Source organism: Paenibacillus sp. IHB B 3084, from assembly GCF_001447315.1.
Taxonomy (GTDB): Bacteria; Bacillota; Bacilli; order Paenibacillales; family Paenibacillaceae; genus Paenibacillus.
Genome location: NZ_CP013203.1, coordinates 1,208,656 through 1,228,105, shown reverse-complemented (window position 1 = coordinate 1,228,105; position 19,450 = coordinate 1,208,656). Strand labels below are relative to the sequence as shown.

Genomic DNA, 19,450 nt, shown 5'->3' with positions numbered 1-19,450 from the left:
ATAAGGAGCGTGCATTATGTACCACCTGCGATTATATATGACCAAGCTGTATGCCGTGAATGGCGGTGCTTTATTTCTCAATATTGGATGTATGATCATCGTCAGCTTGCTGGAGGGGCTGGGTATTTACATGCTTGTTCCCATGCTGGCGGCTATCGGCATATTTGGCGGTCATGCAGGGATACCCTTCCTGTCAGGCGGATTTGATCTTTTCTTGTCAAACATCCCTAAAAGCTGGCTGTTGCAAGGAATGCTGCTGCTTTTTGTGTTACTGCTCATAGGGCAGGCACTTCTTCAGCGTTACCAATCCATTCTGAATTCGCGGATTCAGCAACGGTTCATGCGTTCCCTTCGAATAGACGTGTATACCTCCTTTATGAAGGCGCAGTGGACTTTTTACTTGCGTCAGCGAAAGTCTGATTTCAGTCATGTGATGACGACCGAGCTGGCGCGTGTTAGTCAGGGAACCAATCTGCTTCTCCAGCTCACCACAGCCGTTATTTTTACGCTGATCCAGATTGCGCTGGCTTTTTGGCTGTCTCCTTCTTTAACCGGGCTGGTGTTCCTGTGCGGATTGGGGTTGTTTGTCGTCTTTCGCCGATCCATTCAAAATGCTAAACAACTGGGCGACCGTACCACCGAGCTGTCGCAGGTTTATTTTGCCGGGATCACCGACCATATGAACGGGATGAAGGATATTAAAAGCAATCTGCTGGAAGCTGCGAATATAGACTGGTTTCGATCTTTGACCCAACGTATGGAGGACAACACGACCCAGTTTGTACGGCAAAATGCCACCACACAATTTTTTCACCGCACGGCGGCTGCCGTGTTTGTCGCTTGCATCATGTTGGTGTCATTGCAATGGCTACACGTCTCTCCTGAAAAGCTGATTGTGCTTATCCTTATATTTTCTCGCTTATGGCCGAGGTTTGCCCTTATTCAAGCGAGTCTGGAATATATCATGTCCATGCTGTCTGCTTTTGAAAGTGTGACCAAGGTACAGCAGGAATGCGAAGCTTTCTCAGATCCATCGCTGACTGCACTTACAACCTTTGAGACTCACGTTTCAAGCGATTTATCGGCAACCCATAAATCTGTATCTGCATCTACAACTGCATCTGCACGCCAGCCCTTTTATCTTCGTACGGGCATTGAATGCAGTGGTCTGGATTATCGGTATGATGGTACAGCAGAGCTTGCATTACACCAAATAAATCTGTTCATCCCCGCTCGGGGAATGACGGCCATTGTGGGGAAATCGGGCGCGGGCAAAAGTACAATGGTTGACGTCCTGATGGGATTTTTACGCCCAACCCAGGGCCAGATTAAAATGGACGGACATGTACTAAACGACGAGCTGTTGCCACAATGGAGGCAGTCGTTTGGGTATGTGTCGCAGGACCCTTTTTTGTTTCATGCCACCGTCCGTGAAAATTTGAAGCTGGCCGATGCGAATGCGAGCGAGCAGCAGTTATGGGAAGCGTTACATTTTGCAGCCGCAGACGGCTTTGTTACCAGATTGCCCGAAGGGCTGGACACGGTAATCGGGGATCGCGGCATTCGCCTGTCTGGAGGGGAACGTCAGCGGTTGGTACTAGCGCGGGCTGTCCTGCATCGTCCTCCGGTACTCATTCTGGATGAGGCGACAAGTGCACTGGATGGGGAGCATGAAGCCGATATTCAGGCGGCGCTGGAGCGGATGAAAGGTCAAATGACGTTGATCGTCATTGCTCATCGTCTGTCGACCATTCGTCATGCGGATCAAATTGTCGTTCTGGAACAGGGCGAGATTATACAGCAGGGGAATTATCGTCAATTGGTACAGGAAGAGCGGGGGGCGTTCAGCCAACTGCTGTCATACCAAAGCAGTGTCATCGCCACCCCTTAACTGCCTGTTCTGTTGGCCTGCTTAAATTTCTGCTGCATGGTGAATTGAGATGCCGCAGTCTCAGGTTTCCTTACGTTTGGCAGTACTTCTTTTCTTTTTGATCGGAGTCGGAGAAACGGCATCTCCTGCCACCGCTTGTTGTGTTGTTGTGGCTGCTGTTTTACGCGCAGGGCGTTTTTTCACAGCGGCAGGGCCGGGATCGGTAACGACAGGCTTCACTGCCTCGATGCTGGCCTGGAGTGCAGCCATCAGGTCCACGACATTGGTCTGCGGCTGCGACGGAGCGATTCGGATCTCTTCTCCAGCCACTTTATGCTGAATAAGATCCAGCAGCCGCTCGCGGTACTGATCCGTATATTTTGCTGCATCAAAAGGTGTAGATAGCTGCTCAATGAGCATTTTTGCCATGGTCAGTTCCTTCTCTTTAACTTCCTCCTGCCCCGGCAGATTAGGAACCTGGGACACCGGGCGAATTTCATCCGGGTAAAACATCGTCTCCACCGCCAAACATTCATCCAGCACACGAATAGCCGCCAGACTGCTTTTGGATCGGATTGAGATTTGAGCAATGCCAATTTTTTCGGTATCCTTCATCGCATTCATAAGCAGTTTGTAAGCATTGGAGCCTGCCTGATCCGGGGACAAATAATATGTTTTCTGAAAATAAATCGGATCAATTTCCTGCAAGTCCACAAAGTCCAGAATGACGATATTTTTGTCAGCCTGTCCACTGATTTGCTCCAGTTCCTCCTTATCGAACATGACAAACTTCCCTTTTTCGTATTCATAGCCTTTTCCAATTTCCTCCCATTCGACCTCCTTGTCACAAACGGGACACTTTCGTACATAACTGAGCGGACTTCCGCATTCCTTGTGAATATAACGCATGGAAATATCCTTATCCTCTGTAGCCGAAAACATCTTAACGGGCACATGAACCAGCCCAAAGCTGATCGCGCCTTTCCAGACTGTATGCATTACGCCGCTCCTCCTTTTCTTTAATCCGCATTTTGTATCCTTCGATTCCAACGCTCGGCTGTGAGCATATCCATTTTTCACTTAGATTTTTCACTTAGTATGCTTCGGAGAAAGGAATGTATGAGGTGTAAAGAAAAGAGCAAGCCAACTAATCTGCCTTCTGAGGTATGACTACATCGCATAACACAATGATTTGAAGTTGTTAAGTTACATTAGTTATATTAAGATAAGGGATAACCAACGATTTTGACATTTTATAAGAAAGGAGTGTTCATGTCATGAAGAAAAGATCATTAAACTTTATATCTTTTGGATATGGATACTCTACTGCTGTTTTTTTCTAAAATCATTTTTATGGGTGGAGTCTGCCTGAAAATGGTTAGAAGAAACGGTAGAAAAATTTTAAAATGACGAGGTCGATTAAATGAAAAATGAAAAAATAACTAGAAAAAACCCGGCAGGTATGCCGAAACCAGTAGGGAATTACACACATATAACTAAAATTCCCAGAAATTCAGAGCTATTCGTGACTTCGGGTCAAGTTGGAGTAGATCAGAATGGCCAGTTCCCAGAAAGCTTTAACCTACAAATCAGCAATACTTTTAATAACATTAAATCAGTTTTGGACGCCGAACAATTAATCGCTGACAATATTATAAAAGTAAATGTATGGGCAACTGAGCAGATAGATTGGGATTACATGTATTCCCAATGGGAAAAGTTATTCGGGAATGATTATCCTGCAATGACTATCGGCTACCTTACTGCTCTAGGATTGCCTGAAATAAAAATTGAAATTGAAATTTGGGCAGCTAAAGCATAAAAATAATACGTACCTCATTTATGGGATGAATCATAGATAGCCCCGGTCTTCGTGAGAAGCTGGGGCTGTTTGATGTTTAAACTCACGAGTATGAGGTGTAAATGAAGGCTGCGAATTGCTTCCGCTTGCGCATGGTTGCAGCTTTTTTGGTGCATAGTAAGGTATATCCGATTCAAAAGGAGGTACACAATTTATGACCGGAAAATCTTATCCTCGGCAAATCAGGCATCGTGTGGGTCAAAGCCATATCGCTTTTCGGGGACCCGCCGGAGGCGAACAGGATGCATTGCCGCCCGAGTTTGCCCTTTCCCATGGAATCCAGCCGCCTTTTCCCGTAGCTGTGGCTCATGTGGATTTGGAGGCTGTAGTTTCAACCTCTCCTTCTCATAGCATCCCTTCATTGGACATTGAACGGATTATAGATGAGGACTAGGTGAACCTGTATTTCTGAAATAAATGGATACAAAACAAATCATCAGGAGGATATCAGCATGAACGTCGAACGAGCAAAAGCGATTTACAATTCATCCGAAAACATTGCCGTGCAATTAGAGGGTAAACCAATCTGGATCGAGCATGTGGATGAAGCAAACGGTATGGCTACCGTACAGGTGGGCAGCAATCCCGGCAATACTCAAACCGTCCGTGTGGATCGTCTGGAAGAGCGATAGGAGATGGGAACCAAACATTTAGTCATTATTCATGGACGTGACAAAAAGCCCAGATGCGACGAAATGCTTCGTCTCATTAAAAAAGCGCTGATCGCAGGATTGCGTCGAGTGAACGAGGAAGCGGCACAAAAGCTGGAGCAAGAGCAGATTTTACTGACATTTAGTTATTATGGTGACATCAACAATCGGCTCTTATTAGAGAGTCGGCCTCGGTACAGAAAACTTTTTGAAGAAGAGGATGGAGATTTCTACGTTCCAGACCATTATTACGACGAAAGTATGGAACAATTAATTAATCGACCAACGGATCATATGACCCCGGAGGAATACGAGCGTCTGATAGCCAATGAACCCACTATACACTTCTATGATGATGCTGCAAAAATACTCAGCCCTTACCTCTCTTTGTTTGGTATGAGTACCCGTGCGATCAAAAGGATTCTCCCTGATCTGGGAGCCTATTTAACCAGTCGTGTAATAGGCTCCCAAATTCGCGAAAGGCTACAGTCCCCTCTAGCCGAGGCATTAAGTAGTGGAGAGGATGTCATGCTGCTTTCCCATAGTATGGGATGCATGGTGGCTTACGATGTTTTATGGAAATTTTCACGTATGAGCGAATACAAACATCTATGGGAACACAAAGTTAACGAATGGCTAACATTGGGTAATCCGCTAGGCGAGCCAGCCGTAAAGCGCAGCTTGTATGATTCCAATGAGCCTGACGACGGTATGTATCCCGCAAATATCAGACATTGGACCAATATTAACGCTGAGGATGACTACATTGCGCATGATGCAACGGTTGAAGATGAATTCCATCTGATGCTGAATCGAAATTTAATAGAAAGTATTGATGATCAGCCGCTTATTCAGACATTCTGGAAAGATAGTCACACTGGGCGTTCCAATCCCCACAACTTCTTTGCTTATCTTAACCATAAGAAGGTGGCTGAGCATGTAGCGGATTGGATTTTACGCTCATAAAAGGCGCATTTTATTTGCACAGCTGTAGGCTTTCATCGCAGAATGCTGCTTGAAAGGTCCCACTCCAACAAAAAAGGTTCGCAATTGCTCAATGAGCAATTAGCGAACCCTACTTGTAAAAATGAATGCGGTCGAGAGGACTCGAGCCTCCACGGGGGATTAGCCTCCACGAAGCTGAAACTTCTTCGGAGTCAGTACCCATCTCCCCTTAAGGGCTTGTTTCGTTCTCATGACCTTTACACTGCAATGGCCTTCAAATGTGGTGAAACCATCAGTTCAGCCTCTGTCGCCATTTGAACATCTTCTACCGACAAACCCGGAGCAATTTCCTTTAGCATCAGCCCTCTACCCGGAATAACATCGATGACAGCCTTTTCGGTTACTATGGTCTTTACAACATTTACAGCGGTCAGGGGCAGCTTGCATTGCTTCAGTATTTTTGGTGCCCCATTTTTGTTCACATGCTCCATGGCTACAATCACTCTCTTGGCTCCGACCACCAAATCCATGGCTCCCCCCATGCCTGGCACCTTTTTCCCAGGGATCATCCAGCTTGCAAGGTTGCCTTTCTCATCGACCTCCAGGGCGCCCAAAACCGTGATATCCACATGCCCTCCGCGGATGATGGAAAATGAAAGTGCACTGTCAAAAAAGCATGCTCCTTCCATAGTTGTAACGTAGTTTCCGCCTGAATCGATACAATCGAGTCTTTCTTTTCCCTGAGCCGCTTTGGGACCTACACCGAGGATTCCGTTCTCCGCCTGCAGCATAATATGAATGTTTTCGGGGATATAGTCCACTACCATTGTAGGCAATCCGACACCAAGGTTGACAACTTCACCATTTTTGAATTCCTCGGCTATTCTTCGAGCAATGAATTCTCTGTTATTCATGCGTTTCCACCCACCTTTACAATTGAGTCAACAAATATGCCGGGAACGTTGACATGATTGGGGTCAATTTCTCCCGTCTTTACGTATTCGTCTATCTGAGCAACTACATACTCTGCCGCTGTAGCCATAACCATATTGAAGTTGCGTGAAGAGCCGTTAATGACAAGATTTCCCTCTTCATCAGCCTTATGGGCTCTGATTAGCGCCACATCCGCTTTAAGCGGCAGTTCGAGCAAATATTCCCTTTCATCAATTTCTATTTTCTTTTTTCCTTCCTCTACAATGGTGCCTACACCTACAGGTGTTAAAACACCGCCCAAACCGGCTCCCCCTGCGCGTATTTTTTCAGCGAGCGTGCCTTGCGGGAAGAGTTGAACCTCTGCTTCTTTCGTCATCAGGAGCCTTCCTGTTTCCGGATTGGAGCCGATATAGGATGCAAAAATCCGCTTTACTCTGCCGCTTTTTACAAGGTTATAGATAGATAATTCCGGTGTGCCTGTGTCATTGGAAATAATCGTAAGATTGCTGGCGGAATTTGTGTCGACAAGCGCACGTACCAGATCCTCCGGAAAGCCTCCTGCCAGAAAACCTCCGACCATCACCGTGTCTCCGTCTTTGACCTTCTTAACTGCTTCTTCAGCGGAGATTACTTTGTTATTCATGGTTCCTTCTCCTTATATATATATTTTTAGGAAAGCAAACTTTATTGGAGATAATCGTAGAGGACTCTTCCATATGGAAGAGTTAAATCGGCAATAAAATGTTTTCCGCCAATATAAGCTTGAACCGGCAAATCTGCCACAGGAGCATTGACATGGGGGATCAGGCTTAATCTGGCAGGCCCTGACCAGGCGCCTTTTACAGTAATGTTGTCGAGATTATACGCTACTAACTGAGCAATTTTGGGGGTACCGTCAACATCAGGAATTAATTTTAAATTAACTTGCGTTTTTGCGATCGCTTTAGCCGTTTCCTGTTCATCGAGAATGTTATATTTGAAAGGCATGGTTCCCGTGGCCACGAGAACGTGATTATAATGCAATGTACCTGTCAGCGTCTCCGTATCCTCAACGATCAGATGAGGCTTCGCCCATTTTTTCGGAAATCCCCAGATTTCACGTCCCCCAAGAATAGCAGGCGCGTTATCCAAATACATTTGGGCAACAAAATTACAGGGTTCTCCTTGAAAAGTACACGGAATGACAATGCCGCTTTCCTCATAGCTTCCTAAACCGGATGAATCGGGCATCTTGATCCATTCATAGGAAACCGTATTGCTTCCATCCGGCTGAAGAGGTTCCGGGACCGCTTGTCTAATCGCAGCGGGGTCGGATTCATAGGTAATGATAAAAAATTCCCGGTTGATGAAGCGGCATGGTGGGCGCCCATAACTGCCGCTGGCCGCAGGCATGGATTGGAGTGAAAGTACATCTTTTTGATTCATAGCAATCTCCCTTCCTTTTAAGAGGTAGTTCCAAAAGTCATCTTTTGAACACGCATTTTAAATGAGCGCATTTTCAACCAGCATCGCTATTCCCATTCCCGTTCCGATGCATAACGAGGCTATGCCGTAACGTGAAGATCTTCGCACCATTTCATGAACCAACGTAACCAATATCCTAGCACCGCTTGCACCAACAGGATGTCCGATCGCGATCGCGCCGCCATTGACATTCACCTTCTCCGGACTGACCCCAAGCTCTTTCAATACCGCTAATGCTTGTGCGGCGAACGCTTCATTGATTTCAAAAAGATCGATGGCATCAATGGATATTCCCTGTCGCTTAAGGAGTGACGAAATGGCTTTCACCGGCCCCATTCCCATATATGCAGGGTCAACGCCAACAAGTGAATAACCCTTGATATATGCCAACGGCTTTAACGCATGTTCCTTACATTTGTCTCCCGACACTACAAGCATAGCTGCCGCGCCATCATTGATCCCCGAAGAATTTCCGGCGGTAACCGTTCCGTTCTCCTTAAACGCAGTTTTTAAATGAGAAAGTTTTTCTTTCGTTGTATTTCCTCTTATGTGTTCATCCTCCGTGAAATAAATCGTTTCTTTTTTGGTTTTGATCATGACCGGAACAATCTGCTCTTCAAAAACCTTGTTGTTTTTTGCTTCTACAGCCTTTAATTGGCTTTCATATGCGAATTCATCCTGCTCAAGTCTTGAAATTCCATATTTCTCGGCAACATTTTCTGCGGTAATTCCCATATGGTAATTGTTGATCGGGCACGTTAGGCCGTCGGCCACCAGGGAGTCTACCAATTCACCGTTGCCAAGCTTGTAGCCGTTTCTTGCATTCCTTAGCAGATAAGGGGCGTTCGACATGCTCTCCATGCCTCCGGCCAAGACGATGTTGCTTTGTTCCGCCAATATTGAATCGTAGGCTAAAGCAACGGCATGAAGTCCTGAACCGCAAACCGTGTTTATCGTTGATTCGGGTACATCAATGGGGATACCGGCTTTCAGTGCCGCCTGTCTGGCAGGATTTTGGCCATTGCCTGCCTGAAGAACATTTCCCAAATAAATTTGATCAATCAAAGCAGGCTCTAATTTACTTTGCTGAAGGCATGCTGTCATCACGGTTGCTCCCAATTCAGGAGCGCTTAGGGGCGCAAGGGTTTTGTTAAAAGAGCCGACCGCTGTTCTCAACGGGCTTACTAAAGCTACTTTTTTCATAAAAATTCACATTCCTTTCGCTGTGTTCAAGACACAATACATCCATGATTGCAATTCAATTCGTAATTTCCGCGCTTAACTTACGAAACGTAGCGACTGCAAGATACATTTGCATGCGGGCATATCATGGTGCCTAAGACGGTGAGTGTGACGGTTCGATCGCCTTCTTTCTTCCGTTGGAAATTAAAACCAGTTTCATCATAGTCCCAATGCAGATTTTGCTCAATGTTCAAATATTTACATATAATTGTATACAGATGTTTATAAAGCCATATACTCCAAAATAAATAGGCCATTCTAATGTTTTCTGTTAATTTCTCGATTTTTCTGAAAATAATGATCGCAAATTGAATTTTCTGTTAAAAACGAAATTTGTAATCAATACGTGAAAAAACGAGGCTAATCGTTGAGTTTGCACACCTTCCTCTTAATCACGTCCTTCCTTTTCTTCGCAAATAGCACCTAACTGATCGCTGGGAAATAAAAAAAAGCCCTTCAGAATTTTCTGAAGACGGCTTTGCCTTTAAATATTCATGCTCTTCGTCATAATTGTGCCAGCTTGTTTCTTGTTAACGGTGTCACCCCAATTACACAAAAAGCTCCTGAATCTCCACAGAAGGAAATTCAAGAGCTCTTTCATTGCTAAGTTGATGAGCCTGAATAAGTGCCCGAAAAGGTGCTTTTTATATTGTTTAATCCAAGAAACAGGGTGTATAGTATGATTAATCTTTGAGGGAGGTGAGCCATATGGACTTTAACATATGCTTGTTCGATGATTTTGAAACACTGGATGTATTCGGACCCGTTGAGATTTTTGGTCGCCTACCGGAAGAGTATGACTTAAAATATTTCTCTATGAACGGGGGAATTATTGAGAGTCGGCAAAAAACCAAGATTGTTACAGAACCTATTGCACAAGCAAAGCCCGATGGCATATTCATGATCCCGGGCGGACAGGGGACAAGAAGTTTAATCCATGATGATCAATTTATGAAACAGGTCAAAGATTTTGCGGAACAGTCCTGTTTTTGTATAACCGTCTGTACAGGTTCTGCGCTGCTTGCCAAAACAGGCTTGTTAAAAAACAGGCGCGCCACATCCAATAAATTAGCCTTTGATTGGGTGAAATCCATCGACACAGAGGTTGAGTGGATTCCAAAGGCAAGATGGGTAGTAGATGGAAAGTTCTATACTTCATCGGGCGTATCCGCTGGAATAGATATGTCCTTAGGCTTTGTTTCCGACCACTTTGGTCTTGAAAAGCTCAACAGATGGCTAATCAAATTGAATACATCTGGAATTCCAATAAAAATGATGACCCCTTTGCGAGATAAGTATATTGCAAGAGATAAGGAGGTTCGATGATGACATCTTTCGTGCTGGTTCATGGCGCATGGCATGGTGGATGGTGCTGGGAGCGTGTGTTCCGCTGCTCGAAGCCGAAGGCCATTTCGTCACAGCGCCGACGCTGACTGGGCTTGCCGAACGGGCACCCGCGCGCTCGCGAGATGTGAATCTAACGACACATATCAATGACATTGTGGAACAAAACGAAAATCCTATATACGCTGCATTCAGGCGCCTGGAGACCTGCTTGAGCGATCACTGTCGCGCGTGCGGAGGGACTCAGGCTGGCGCTATATCGAGATAGATGCGGCCCATGACGTCATGATTAGCGATCCAGAGTTGCTTGCGTACGTATTACTCAAGCAACTCTGACCGTTCTGGACAGCGTCTGCGGTACGGGCTATGATACGTTGAAAAAACAGAGTGGGTCAACATGTAGTGCTTATTTTTTTGGAGGGATTTCTATGGAACCTTTGAGTATACGTTGTCGCCTTGGAGAAATGATGAGAGAACGTGGATTACAAAACAAAGATGTAGTGGAGTTAACAGGCGTGAGTCGAAACACAATTACCTCGCTTGCTGGCAATGCCACCAAACGTATAGATTACGATACGCTCGGTGCATTGTGTCGTGGATTAGGTGTTACTCCCGGTGATCTTCTGGAGTACATACCAAATGCCAAAGAAAGTACTGAATAATAACATGGGGGCTGTCCCAAAAGTAGATTTCGACGTTAGAGACAACCCTTCTCATTCTAAAAAACCACAAAAGTCAGCAAAGCAGCGATTCTCCCGTTATTGGAGAATCGCTGCTTTGCGTTTTTGGTCCACTGCGGCTTGCTTCAGCACATTATGGGCAAGTGAAAGCCAGCCGACCTCAAGCGTCACCTTCTCCATGCCGCGAAGCAGAAACCGCCGGAAACCCCGGTTGTTTTTCAGTTGTCCAAATACGCTTTCCGGTTCCGTCATTCGGCGCACGGCCAAGGTGTACCCTTCTTCACTTCGAAGGATTTCCCGAGCTTGGTTCTGGTATCTTAGCCGTTCCACACTGACGACTACTTCCCGATTTCCTTCCGCCTTCGTACAACGGTCCTTCAGGAGGCAGCCGTCACAAGAGTTGCTTCGGTAATGACGTTTGCGAATCTCGTATCCACTCTTTAAGGTTTCCTTTCTTTCTCTGCGGAAATGCAGTGTTTGTCCAGCCTTGCAGGTCCATGTATCCTTTGCCTCGTTGTATGTCCAGTTCTCTATCTTTCCGATATCCGCTTTCCACGCCTTGCTCTTCTCTTTATGGTAGCTGCCGTATTTAACGACAGCCTGGATCTTTTCCTTTTCCAGATAGGCGTAGTTTTCTTCACTGCCGTAACCTGCGTCTGCAATGACGGTCTGTGGAAATCCCCCAGTAGTTTCTGAGCTTTTTCCATATGCGGCTGCAAACAGCGAGTATCCGTCGGTCGTTGGTGAACACTGTAGGCTAAAATGAACTGGTTTTCGGTTCCGACCTGCACATTATATCCGGGTTTCAGTTGACCGTTTCGCATGTGGTCTTCCTTCATCCGCATGAAGGTCGCGTCCGGGTCGGTCTTGCTGAAGCTGTTTCGGTCCCCAAGCAGGGTTTTGTATTGCTCATACTTCAGCAGCCTTGGCAGCAAATTCTTGCGAAGCTTCCGAACGGCTTTCTTCAGCGTTTTGTCCTTGGGCTTGTCCAGAAGTTGCGACTCCAGCGCTTGGGTCATGTGTTCGAGTTTCTCACTACTCATCTCTAACGATTCGCCGAGTTCGACAAGATCTTTACCTTGGTGCTCGCACTCTTCCTGGTGCTCTGCGGCTTCGATGCTGGCAAACAGCACGTGTACATTCTCTTGCAACTTGGCCTTGTGTTTAGTCACGGCCTTGCCCCAAACAAATGTGTAGCGATTGGCATTGGCCTCGATCTTGGTACCATCTACGAAGTAATGCTCCAGGGAGACGTATTCTTCTTCCGCCAGAAATTGAAGCACGGCGGTGAATACCGTTTCAAGAACGTCCTTCATCCGCTGAGAACGGAAACGATTAAGGGTACGGAAGTCCGGGCGTTGCCGTCCGGCCAACCACATGAAGGGGATATTCTCCCGAAGCGCTTTAGCGATTTGCCGGGAGGAGTAAATGCGCTGTGTATAAGCGTAGATGATGACTTTTGTCAGCATTTTAGAATGGTAGCTGTTGCGGCCACCGCCGGGATAGGCGGCGTCAAAGATGGTGTCGTCCAGTCGATTCACGGCTGCATTAACGACACGAACGAGGTGATTAGGAGGAATATCTTCTTCTAAATCCATTGGCAAGCAAAGTTGGTCCATGTTATATTGAATGTACAAAAGAAACCTCTCCTTTGAAATGGTTGGTCGCACTTCCATTTTACCAAAGAAAGGTTTCTTTTTTTATGATTTTTAGAAGGATTGTAGATACGATTCCCGCTTAAACAGCGGAGAGGACGGAACGATTGTGGAAAAGCGGCAGCGGTCGCCTTTGTATCCGGATTTTTACCGCTAAGTCAAATAAATAAAATCTGGATACAACAGCGATTGGAACAACGTTCCGTTCGCGGAGCGTCCTCACCAAACGCTCACGTATATCCTACTCAAAAACAAGGGCTATCCCAAGCAGCCATTTCATGGCTTTTGGGACAGCCCCTTTTTGCATATTATGCTGGGCTGAGTAAACATATAAGGGGCTTAATTAAAAAATGCGCAGTGGCGCAATAGTAACTTTTAAGTTGAGGATAAAAAAGCCGACTGCTTGAAAGCAATCGACCTCAAATGGGTTCATATTAAAAATGTACATCCTCCGTTGCAAGCAAACGTACAAAACGATTACCGAGCATCTCATTGTGGTGGGCAACGATTTGTTCGCCGCTCAGCACTTTACTATTAAATGTACTGTGCGCATCCAATACAAGCACGTTGTTCTGGTACCCCAGACTGTAGGCGTTCCGACAGGTCGTGTCGAGGCAGAACTCGGTTTGCATCCCGGCAATGATGAGCCGATCAGCCTCCAATTCCTTTAGCACATCGCCCAATTCAGTTTGGTAAAAGCTGTCCCAGGATGTTTTACGGACAATCCGCTCATGGGGAAGGGGACGCACTACATCTGCTATAGCCCAGCCTACACTGTTTTCCCGGAAATCCTCATCCGCTTCATCGGTATGCTGCACAAAAATCACCGGTGTACCTGCAGCTCTGGCTCTGGTCAAAAGCTGCTGCAAATGCTCTACAACTTCCTGCTCTCGGTACAGCTTCTCATCATACATAAACATAGCTTGCTGCACGTCAATTATGAGTAAAACGTTTTGTCCCATCGTTTCGATTCCCTCCCTGTATGTTTCATCTATCTTACAATAGCATGTCTTCATGCCTTGCGGCGACATAAGGTGAACTATATAATAAAGGACAAGTTGGCACGGTCCGATTCGGACGAAAGGTGATTAAAATATATGACAATTTCGCAGGAACAGTTTACGTTCCGTTCTGCCGGAGAGGCTCAGACCGGGATTTTGGCAGGGTTTTTGGCAGCCAAAGCGGTTCCCGGAACGGTGATCGTGCTGGATGGAGATCTGGGAGCGGGCAAAACCGCTTTTTCCAAAGCCTTTGCCAGTCATCTGGGTGTGCCGGGTATCGTAAACAGCCCAACCTTTACGCTCATTAAGGAGTATGAAGGCCGATTGCCCTTGTACCATATGGATGTGTACCGTATTACACAGGATGAGGCAGAGGATCTTGGGCTGGACGAATATTTTTACGGGACAGGCGTGTGTCTGGTGGAATGGGGCAGTATTATACCGGATATTTTGCCGAAGCAGCGGCTTCACATGTATATAGAAACAACGGATGTAGAGGAGCGCTTGATTCACCTTACCGGGTACGGCGAGCCTTATGAACAATGGTGCCGCAGTTTGCGGGAGAATGGAGTTTGAACCATGCAAAGAGAGCATACAGATGAGAATGTAAAGCCGCGTGAGCGGTTTTTGGCGTTAGATACAGCGACGACCGTGATGGCGGCCGCTCTGATGAACGGAAAAGAGTTACTGGGAGAAAGCAATGTCTATGGCGAACGCAATCACTCGGTGCACGTGATTTCCGAATTGGAACGGCTTCTGAACGAAGACGGGCTGACACGAGATGATGTGGACGGCATTGCGGTGGGTGTGGGACCGGGGTCTTACACAGGCATTCGCATTGCGGTGACCGCAGCGAAAACACTTGCTTGGGCCTGGGGAGTCCCGGTGACATCCGTATCCACTTTGCACGCGCTGGCCTGGGGCGGTTGGAGCCGTGGCACCGAGTCGCAGGGGCAAGAAGCTGGAAGTGAGTTAGCAAGTATACACTCGGCCGGAGAGCAGGCGGCAGACTGGATCGTTCCAGTGCTGGATGCAAGGCGCGGACAGGTTTACACAGGCTTGTTCGCAGCGAATGTGGACGGCAATACCGGGATTCCGCAGCGTCTGGAACCGGATGCGATCCGATTGATGGCCACTTGGACTGAGGACCTGCTGCAACGGCTGGAGGCTTTGCCGTCCGAACAGCGCCCTGCGGTCATTTGGCTGGTCGGTGAAACGGCGGTTCACGCAGAAACAGCCGAGCGCCTGCGTGCATGGAGCGAGCTTCGTATCGTACCGTATGAGCTGGAAGGAAGATGGGTTGGCCGCCTTGGGGCGGATAAGCTGCTTCGTCAGGAACATGACGAGTTACATACGCTGGTTCCAAACTATACCCAGTTGGCGGAGGCGGAAGCCAATCTGCTTCGTCAGCGCTGAAGAGAGCGGTGAACAACATGGCAAAGAACATACAACGGGAAGAAAAGCTAGAGTTTCGACTGATGCAACTGGATGATATTCCCGATGTGCTGGCAATTGAGCATGAAGCGTTCACGCTGCCGTGGACGGAAGAAGCGTTCCGTAATGAGCTGACGATGAATCATTTTGCTAAATATATGATTATGGAGCTGAACGGACAGGCCATCGGCTACGCAGGGATGTGGACGATTATGGACGAGGCCCATATTACGAATATTGCCGTTCGTGAGGCCTATCGCGGGCGCAAGCTTGGAGATAAGCTGCTGGACGAGCTAATGCAAACGGCCTCTTATCTGGGGATGGAACGCATGACGCTGGAGGTACGGGTGACGAATCGGATTGCTCAGGGCTTGTATGAGAAAAAAGGCTTTAAGCCAGCGGGCGTCCGTAAGGGCTATTATTCGGATAATAACGAGGATGCCGTGATCATGTGGGCGGATCTTCCCGCACATGGGGCATCCGGTAAACAGGAAGGAAGCGTGCAGAAGCGATGATGCAAGAGGAAAAAGCAGGTACAGGCGCCGCCTCTGGCGAGCCTTGCTATATACTGGCAGTGGAGACGAGTTGCGATGAAACGGCTGTGTCTGTCGTGAAAAATGGTACAGAGGTGCTTTCTAATCTGATTTCCAGTCAGATTGAAACGCACAAAGCCTTTGGTGGAGTTGTGCCGGAGGTGGCATCCCGCAAGCATGTGGAGAGCATTACCTACATGCTGGACGAGGCCATGCAAGCATCGGGAATTACGCCCCGCGAGCTATCGGCGGTTGCCGTGACGCAAGGACCGGGACTGGTCGGTGCGCTGCTGGTGGGCATTGTCGCCGCCAAAAGCGCCGCCATGGCGTTCGGAAAGCCGTTGATCGGAACCCATCATATTGCAGGACATATTTATGCAAATCAGTTGGAGCATAAAATCGTATATCCGTGCATCGCTCTGGTCGTATCGGGTGGGCACACGGAGCTGGTATGGATGGAGTCCGAGGGTCATTTTCACCTGATTGGGCGCACGCGGGATGATGCGGTTGGGGAAGCCTATGACAAAGTGGCGCGGGCTATTGGATTTCCGTATCCTGGTGGTCCGCACGTAGATCGAGTGGCTCATGAATCCGAGGAAGCTATCACCTTGCCACGTGCATGGTTGGAGCCGGATTCCTATGATTTTAGCTTCAGCGGCTTGAAATCGGCGGTGTTGAATGTGATCAACCAGACGAAAATGCGCGGAGAAACCGTTCATGTCGGAGCCATCGCAAGAGGCTTTCAAGAGTCGGTCGTGGAAGTGCTGGTGGAAAAAGCAATTCGTGCCATGCGTGAATACGGCGCGAAGCAACTGCTGCTATGCGGCGGTGTTGCCGCCAATCGCGGACTGCGGACCGCACTTCGTGAACGCTGTGAACGTGAAAGTATTGAGTTGCTAGTACCATCCATGAAATATTGCACGGATAATGCGGCTATGATTGGTGCGGCTGCTTACGCCAAGTGGAAGCGTGGCGAATTCACCTCACTGGACATGAAAGCCGATCCCGGGCTGTCTCTGGAAGAGTGGTCCGTCCAATCTTAGTTGGAGAAGCATCAGGCAGTGAGCTGAATGCAAGTGAAGATAGTAGATAGGGACACGACTCGTTTGAGTCGTGTCTTTTATGATTTATATTAGGCTGAACACGGAAAATGTAAGTTCAACTTATAGAAATCTATAAATATAAAATTCAACAGGTATAAATACAGGAGTTTGAGCAGGTGAACTTTAGTGTCTAATTCTCCCGCGTCGTTCGTCATGATGTTGCACGATTTTTCAGCATTCATCAAAAAAACCTGAAATTTAATATTCCCCGAACAATGATATGATTTGTCAAGTTGTGAACAAAGTTATCCACATATCCCGTCCGAAATGTGGATAATTAAGCTCAAAGCAAGCAGCTTAAGACTTTTTTAGGATGCAAGAACAGGGGACATTTTGCATCTTTAGGTTTTGTGAAATCTGTGGATAATGTGGATAAAATGGTGGATGAATTTGGTTTTCATATGAAAATGGCTTTTTATCAATAAAAAAATGGCCCCAAAGGCCATTTTTCAATACATTCCATGCACATATTCTGTGGATATCTTTGTGTATAAAAAGACGGATGGGGCAAATGTGAAATTTTTAAGTCCATATTTTGAAGCATGCCTTATTCTTCTAACAGTTCCTCCCATGAAGCGTAGGTTGCTGCCAATTCCTGCTTGCGTGCGTCAAGCTGTGCCTGAATCTCCTGAAGCGCCGTGTAATCCTGATAAACCTCTGGCAGAGTCATTTGTTCCTCCAGCCCGGTAATCTGTTCTTCCAGCTCTTTGATTTGATTTTCCAGTGTCTCCAGCTTGCGCAGGCGACTGCGTTCCTCACTCTTGGCCTGTTTGTCTGCGGCATAGGCTGCTGCACCTGTTTTGGGTGTTGTCTCGTCCGTTGCGGATACAGATGATGCTTTGCTGCGTGTTGCCTGACTGGACTCCTGCGCTTCCTGCGCGATTTCCTCCAGCTCCTGCTTTTTGTCTACATAGTCATCATAATTCCCTAGGAAATGTTCTATTCCTTCAGGATGAAGCTCAATGACACGTTCCGCCATTTTGTTAAGGAAATAACGGTCATGGGAGATGAACAACAGCGTGCCATCATAGTCGATTAGGGCTGCCTCCAGCACTTCTCTACTGAACAGGTCGAGATGGTTGGTAGGCTCATCAAGAATCAGTACATTGGCTTCGCGCAGCATCAGCTTGGCGAGAGAGACGCGGGCTTTTTCACCGCCGCTTAATGTGGCTACCTTTTTGAGCACATCGTCACCGCTGAACAGGAAGTTACCCAGCACTGTGCGGATCCGCGCTTCCTCCATATGGGGGTATTCGCTCCATAGCTCCTCCAGCACTGTATTGGCCGGGTTCAGGTTCGTTTGCTCCTGATCATACAGGCCGATTTTGATTTTTGTGCCCCAGTGAATCGACCCGGCAGCAGGCTTTAACGTTCCGGTGAGGCATTTGAGCAGCGTCGATTTTCCAATTCCGTTCGGACCAATCAGCGCAACGGTATCGCCGCGTTTTAAGTCGAAGGATGCATGCTGAAATAGCGGTTTATTACCTTCGTAGGCTACGGAGAGGTCGCGTACCTCTAGCACTTCCTTCCCTGACATATAAGCTGTTTCAAAGGAAAAATGGGCTTTTTTCAGATCCCCCATCGGCCGATCCATTCGATCCATTTTATCCAGCTGCTTGCGGCGGCTCTGGGCGCGTTTGGTCGTGGAAGCCCGCACGATATTGCGTTGTACGAATGCCTCCAGACGGGCAATTTCCCCTTGCTGCTTCTCATAGTGCTTGAGATTGGTTTCGTACTCGGCAGCTTTCAGCTCCATATATCGACTGTAGTTACCTGTATACCGGGTCGAACGATGTCGCTCGATTTCAATAATGGTGGTCACCAGTCTGTCGAGAAAATAACGGTCATGGGATACGACCAGCAGCGAGCCGGAATAGCCACGCAAATAGTCTTCCAGCCAGGTCAGCGTTTGAATATCCAGATAGTTGGTCGGCTCATCCAGCATGAGTACATCCGGGGCGAGCAGCAGGATACGGGCCAGAGCAAGACGTGTTTTCTGTCCGCCGCTCAGTGTGGATACAGGCGTCTCCGGTGCAAACGAGCCAAAGCCCATGCCATGAAGCACACTGCGAATCCGGGTCTCCATTTCATATCCGCCGTGATCCTTGAACCAGTCCGACCTTCTCGCATATCTTTCCAGCAGATCTGCATAGCGCTTCTCGTTCTGCGCATTGGCGGGGTCGGCGATTTCCTGCTCCATCTGCCGTAGTTCCCGTTCTGCTTCGATTAGCGGAGTGAATACGAGCATCATTTCCGCCCAGATGGATCGGTCGGAATTCAAGCCGCTATTTTGCGCCAAATAACCAATGCTGGTCTCCTTCGCTTTAAAAATTTGTCCACTGTCGTATGATATTTCACCAGCGATGATTTTGAGCAATGTCGATTTGCCCGCTCCATTCACACCTACCAGTCCAATGCGTTCACGTTCCAATATTTGAAGGTTAATCCCGTCCAGAACGGGCTCAATTCCATAGGATTTTGTAATTCCGGTTACTTGCAATAGCATCGCGTATCGTTCCTCCATTACATTATGCGCAGTTTTCCCCGCTTCCTCCGCAGGGTGTCTTCCTTCCAGTTTACATGAAAATACCCACTAATGCACTGCTATCACCCTGTAAACCCTAGAGCCGCGTGTAGTCAATTTGTATAAACAATGATAAACTTAAACGAGAACTGAAAAAAATGAAAAAAGCTTGCAAGGTACAAGACTTACTGACAATTGGACCAATAGTAAC

18 protein-coding genes and 2 pseudogenes are annotated in these 19,450 nt (G+C 47.4%); 12 read left to right on the top strand and 8 right to left on the bottom strand.

Translation table 11 applies throughout. The features are described from left to right. The first annotated feature begins 16 nt into the window (after positions 1–16). Positions 17–1,891: an ABC transporter ATP-binding protein gene (locus ASL14_RS05755; RefSeq protein WP_134910786.1), complete on the top strand. Its 1,875-nt coding sequence runs from the start codon at positions 17–19 to the stop codon at positions 1,889–1,891. Between the two features lie 60 nt (positions 1,892–1,951). Here the strand turns inward: ASL14_RS05755 and ku are convergent, their stop codons facing one another. Next, on the bottom strand, positions 1,952–2,869 hold the full coding sequence (gene ku, locus ASL14_RS05750; RefSeq protein WP_134910785.1) for a non-homologous end joining protein Ku: 918 nt from the start codon (positions 2,867–2,869) through the stop codon (positions 1,952–1,954). Between the two features lie 424 nt (positions 2,870–3,293). Here ku and ASL14_RS05745 point away from each other — a divergent pair, with 424 nt between their 5' ends. The 4 genes from ASL14_RS05745 (at position 3,294) to ASL14_RS05730 (ending at position 5,347) form a co-directional block, all read left to right on the top strand. After that, positions 3,294–3,692 (top strand): RidA family protein, encoded by a 399-nt coding sequence (locus ASL14_RS05745; protein WP_134910784.1) that lies wholly within the window; start codon positions 3,294–3,296, stop codon positions 3,690–3,692. Positions 3,693–3,885: 193 nt separating this feature from the next. Further along, the gene (locus ASL14_RS05740) at positions 3,886–4,125 is read left to right on the top strand and encodes a hypothetical protein (protein WP_134910783.1); all 240 of its coding nucleotides are present in this window, start codon (positions 3,886–3,888) and stop codon (positions 4,123–4,125) included. A gap of 58 nt (positions 4,126–4,183) precedes the next feature. After that, the gene (locus ASL14_RS05735; protein WP_044645186.1) at positions 4,184–4,363 is read left to right on the top strand and encodes an H-type small acid-soluble spore protein; all 180 of its coding nucleotides are present in this window, start codon (positions 4,184–4,186) and stop codon (positions 4,361–4,363) included. A 3-nt stretch (positions 4,364–4,366) separates the two neighbouring features. Beyond that, the gene (locus tag ASL14_RS05730) at positions 4,367–5,347 is read left to right on the top strand and encodes a hypothetical protein (protein WP_134910782.1); all 981 of its coding nucleotides are present in this window, start codon (positions 4,367–4,369) and stop codon (positions 5,345–5,347) included. Between the two features lie 236 nt (positions 5,348–5,583). Here the strand turns inward: ASL14_RS05730 and ASL14_RS05725 are convergent, their stop codons facing one another. Genes ASL14_RS05725 through ASL14_RS05710 form a run of 4 tightly spaced genes read right to left on the bottom strand, consistent with a single transcriptional unit; the run spans position 5,584 to position 8,926 of the window. Then, entirely contained in the window at positions 5,584–6,240 is a 657-nt protein-coding gene (locus tag ASL14_RS05725; protein WP_134910781.1) for a 3-oxoacid CoA-transferase subunit B, read from the bottom strand. Further along, positions 6,237–6,902 (bottom strand): CoA transferase subunit A, encoded by a 666-nt coding sequence (locus ASL14_RS05720; RefSeq protein WP_134910780.1) that lies wholly within the window; start codon positions 6,900–6,902, stop codon positions 6,237–6,239. Before ASL14_RS05720 ends, ASL14_RS05725 begins: the two co-directional genes overlap by 4 nt. 41 nt (positions 6,903–6,943) lie before the next feature. Beyond that, positions 6,944–7,684 (bottom strand): acetoacetate decarboxylase, encoded by a 741-nt coding sequence (locus ASL14_RS05715; protein ID WP_134910779.1) that lies wholly within the window; start codon positions 7,682–7,684, stop codon positions 6,944–6,946. Between the two features lie 57 nt (positions 7,685–7,741). After that, the gene (locus tag ASL14_RS05710; protein WP_134910778.1) at positions 7,742–8,926 is read right to left on the bottom strand and encodes an acetyl-CoA C-acetyltransferase; all 1,185 of its coding nucleotides are present in this window, start codon (positions 8,924–8,926) and stop codon (positions 7,742–7,744) included. Between the two features lie 747 nt (positions 8,927–9,673). On the opposite strand from ASL14_RS05710, the gene ASL14_RS05705 reads away from it, so the two are divergent. From ASL14_RS05705 to ASL14_RS05695, 3 genes and pseudogenes are all read left to right on the top strand, one after another. Then, positions 9,674–10,291: a DJ-1/PfpI family protein gene (locus ASL14_RS05705; protein WP_223264210.1), complete on the top strand. Its 618-nt coding sequence runs from the start codon at positions 9,674–9,676 to the stop codon at positions 10,289–10,291. Next, positions 10,291–10,383: pseudogene (locus ASL14_RS29490) on the top strand (alpha/beta fold hydrolase); the annotation flags it as partial. The gene ASL14_RS05705 and the pseudogene ASL14_RS29490, both read left to right, overlap by 1 nt. 354 nt (positions 10,384–10,737) lie before the next feature. Continuing rightward, the gene (locus ASL14_RS05695; protein WP_044645178.1) at positions 10,738–10,971 is read left to right on the top strand and encodes a helix-turn-helix domain-containing protein; all 234 of its coding nucleotides are present in this window, start codon (positions 10,738–10,740) and stop codon (positions 10,969–10,971) included. A 96-nt stretch (positions 10,972–11,067) separates the two neighbouring features. Here ASL14_RS05695 and ASL14_RS05690 read toward each other — a convergent pair. Then, a pseudogene (locus ASL14_RS05690) lies at positions 11,068–12,626 on the bottom strand (IS1182 family transposase). A 452-nt stretch (positions 12,627–13,078) separates the two neighbouring features. After that, positions 13,079–13,606: a cysteine hydrolase family protein gene (locus ASL14_RS05685; protein WP_134910777.1), complete on the bottom strand. Its 528-nt coding sequence runs from the start codon at positions 13,604–13,606 to the stop codon at positions 13,079–13,081. 135 nt (positions 13,607–13,741) lie between these two features. Between ASL14_RS05685 and tsaE the strand changes: the two genes are divergently transcribed. Genes tsaE through tsaD form a run of 4 tightly spaced genes read left to right on the top strand, consistent with a single transcriptional unit; the run spans position 13,742 to position 16,655 of the window. Continuing rightward, positions 13,742–14,221 (top strand): tRNA (adenosine(37)-N6)-threonylcarbamoyltransferase complex ATPase subunit type 1 TsaE, encoded by a 480-nt coding sequence (gene tsaE / locus ASL14_RS05680; RefSeq protein ID WP_134910776.1) that lies wholly within the window; start codon positions 13,742–13,744, stop codon positions 14,219–14,221. Positions 14,222–14,224: 3 nt separating this feature from the next. After that, positions 14,225–15,061, top strand: coding sequence for a tRNA (adenosine(37)-N6)-threonylcarbamoyltransferase complex dimerization subunit type 1 TsaB (tsaB, locus tag ASL14_RS05675; protein WP_134910775.1), 837 nt, complete (start codon positions 14,225–14,227; stop codon positions 15,059–15,061). A 17-nt stretch (positions 15,062–15,078) separates the two neighbouring features. Further along, positions 15,079–15,594 carry a ribosomal protein S18-alanine N-acetyltransferase gene (rimI, locus tag ASL14_RS05670; protein ID WP_134910774.1) on the top strand — a complete coding sequence of 172 codons (516 nt, stop codon included), beginning with the start codon at positions 15,079–15,081 and terminating at the stop codon, positions 15,592–15,594. Continuing rightward, on the top strand, positions 15,591–16,655 hold the full coding sequence (gene tsaD / locus ASL14_RS05665; protein WP_134910773.1) for a tRNA (adenosine(37)-N6)-threonylcarbamoyltransferase complex transferase subunit TsaD: 1,065 nt from the start codon (positions 15,591–15,593) through the stop codon (positions 16,653–16,655). Before rimI ends, tsaD begins: the two co-directional genes overlap by 4 nt. A gap of 607 nt (positions 16,656–17,262) precedes the next feature. On the opposite strand, the gene abc-f is transcribed toward tsaD, so the two are convergent. Beyond that, positions 17,263–19,221: a ribosomal protection-like ABC-F family protein gene (gene abc-f, locus ASL14_RS05660; protein ID WP_134910772.1), complete on the bottom strand. Its 1,959-nt coding sequence runs from the start codon at positions 19,219–19,221 to the stop codon at positions 17,263–17,265. Positions 19,222–19,450: the final 229 nt, after the last annotated feature.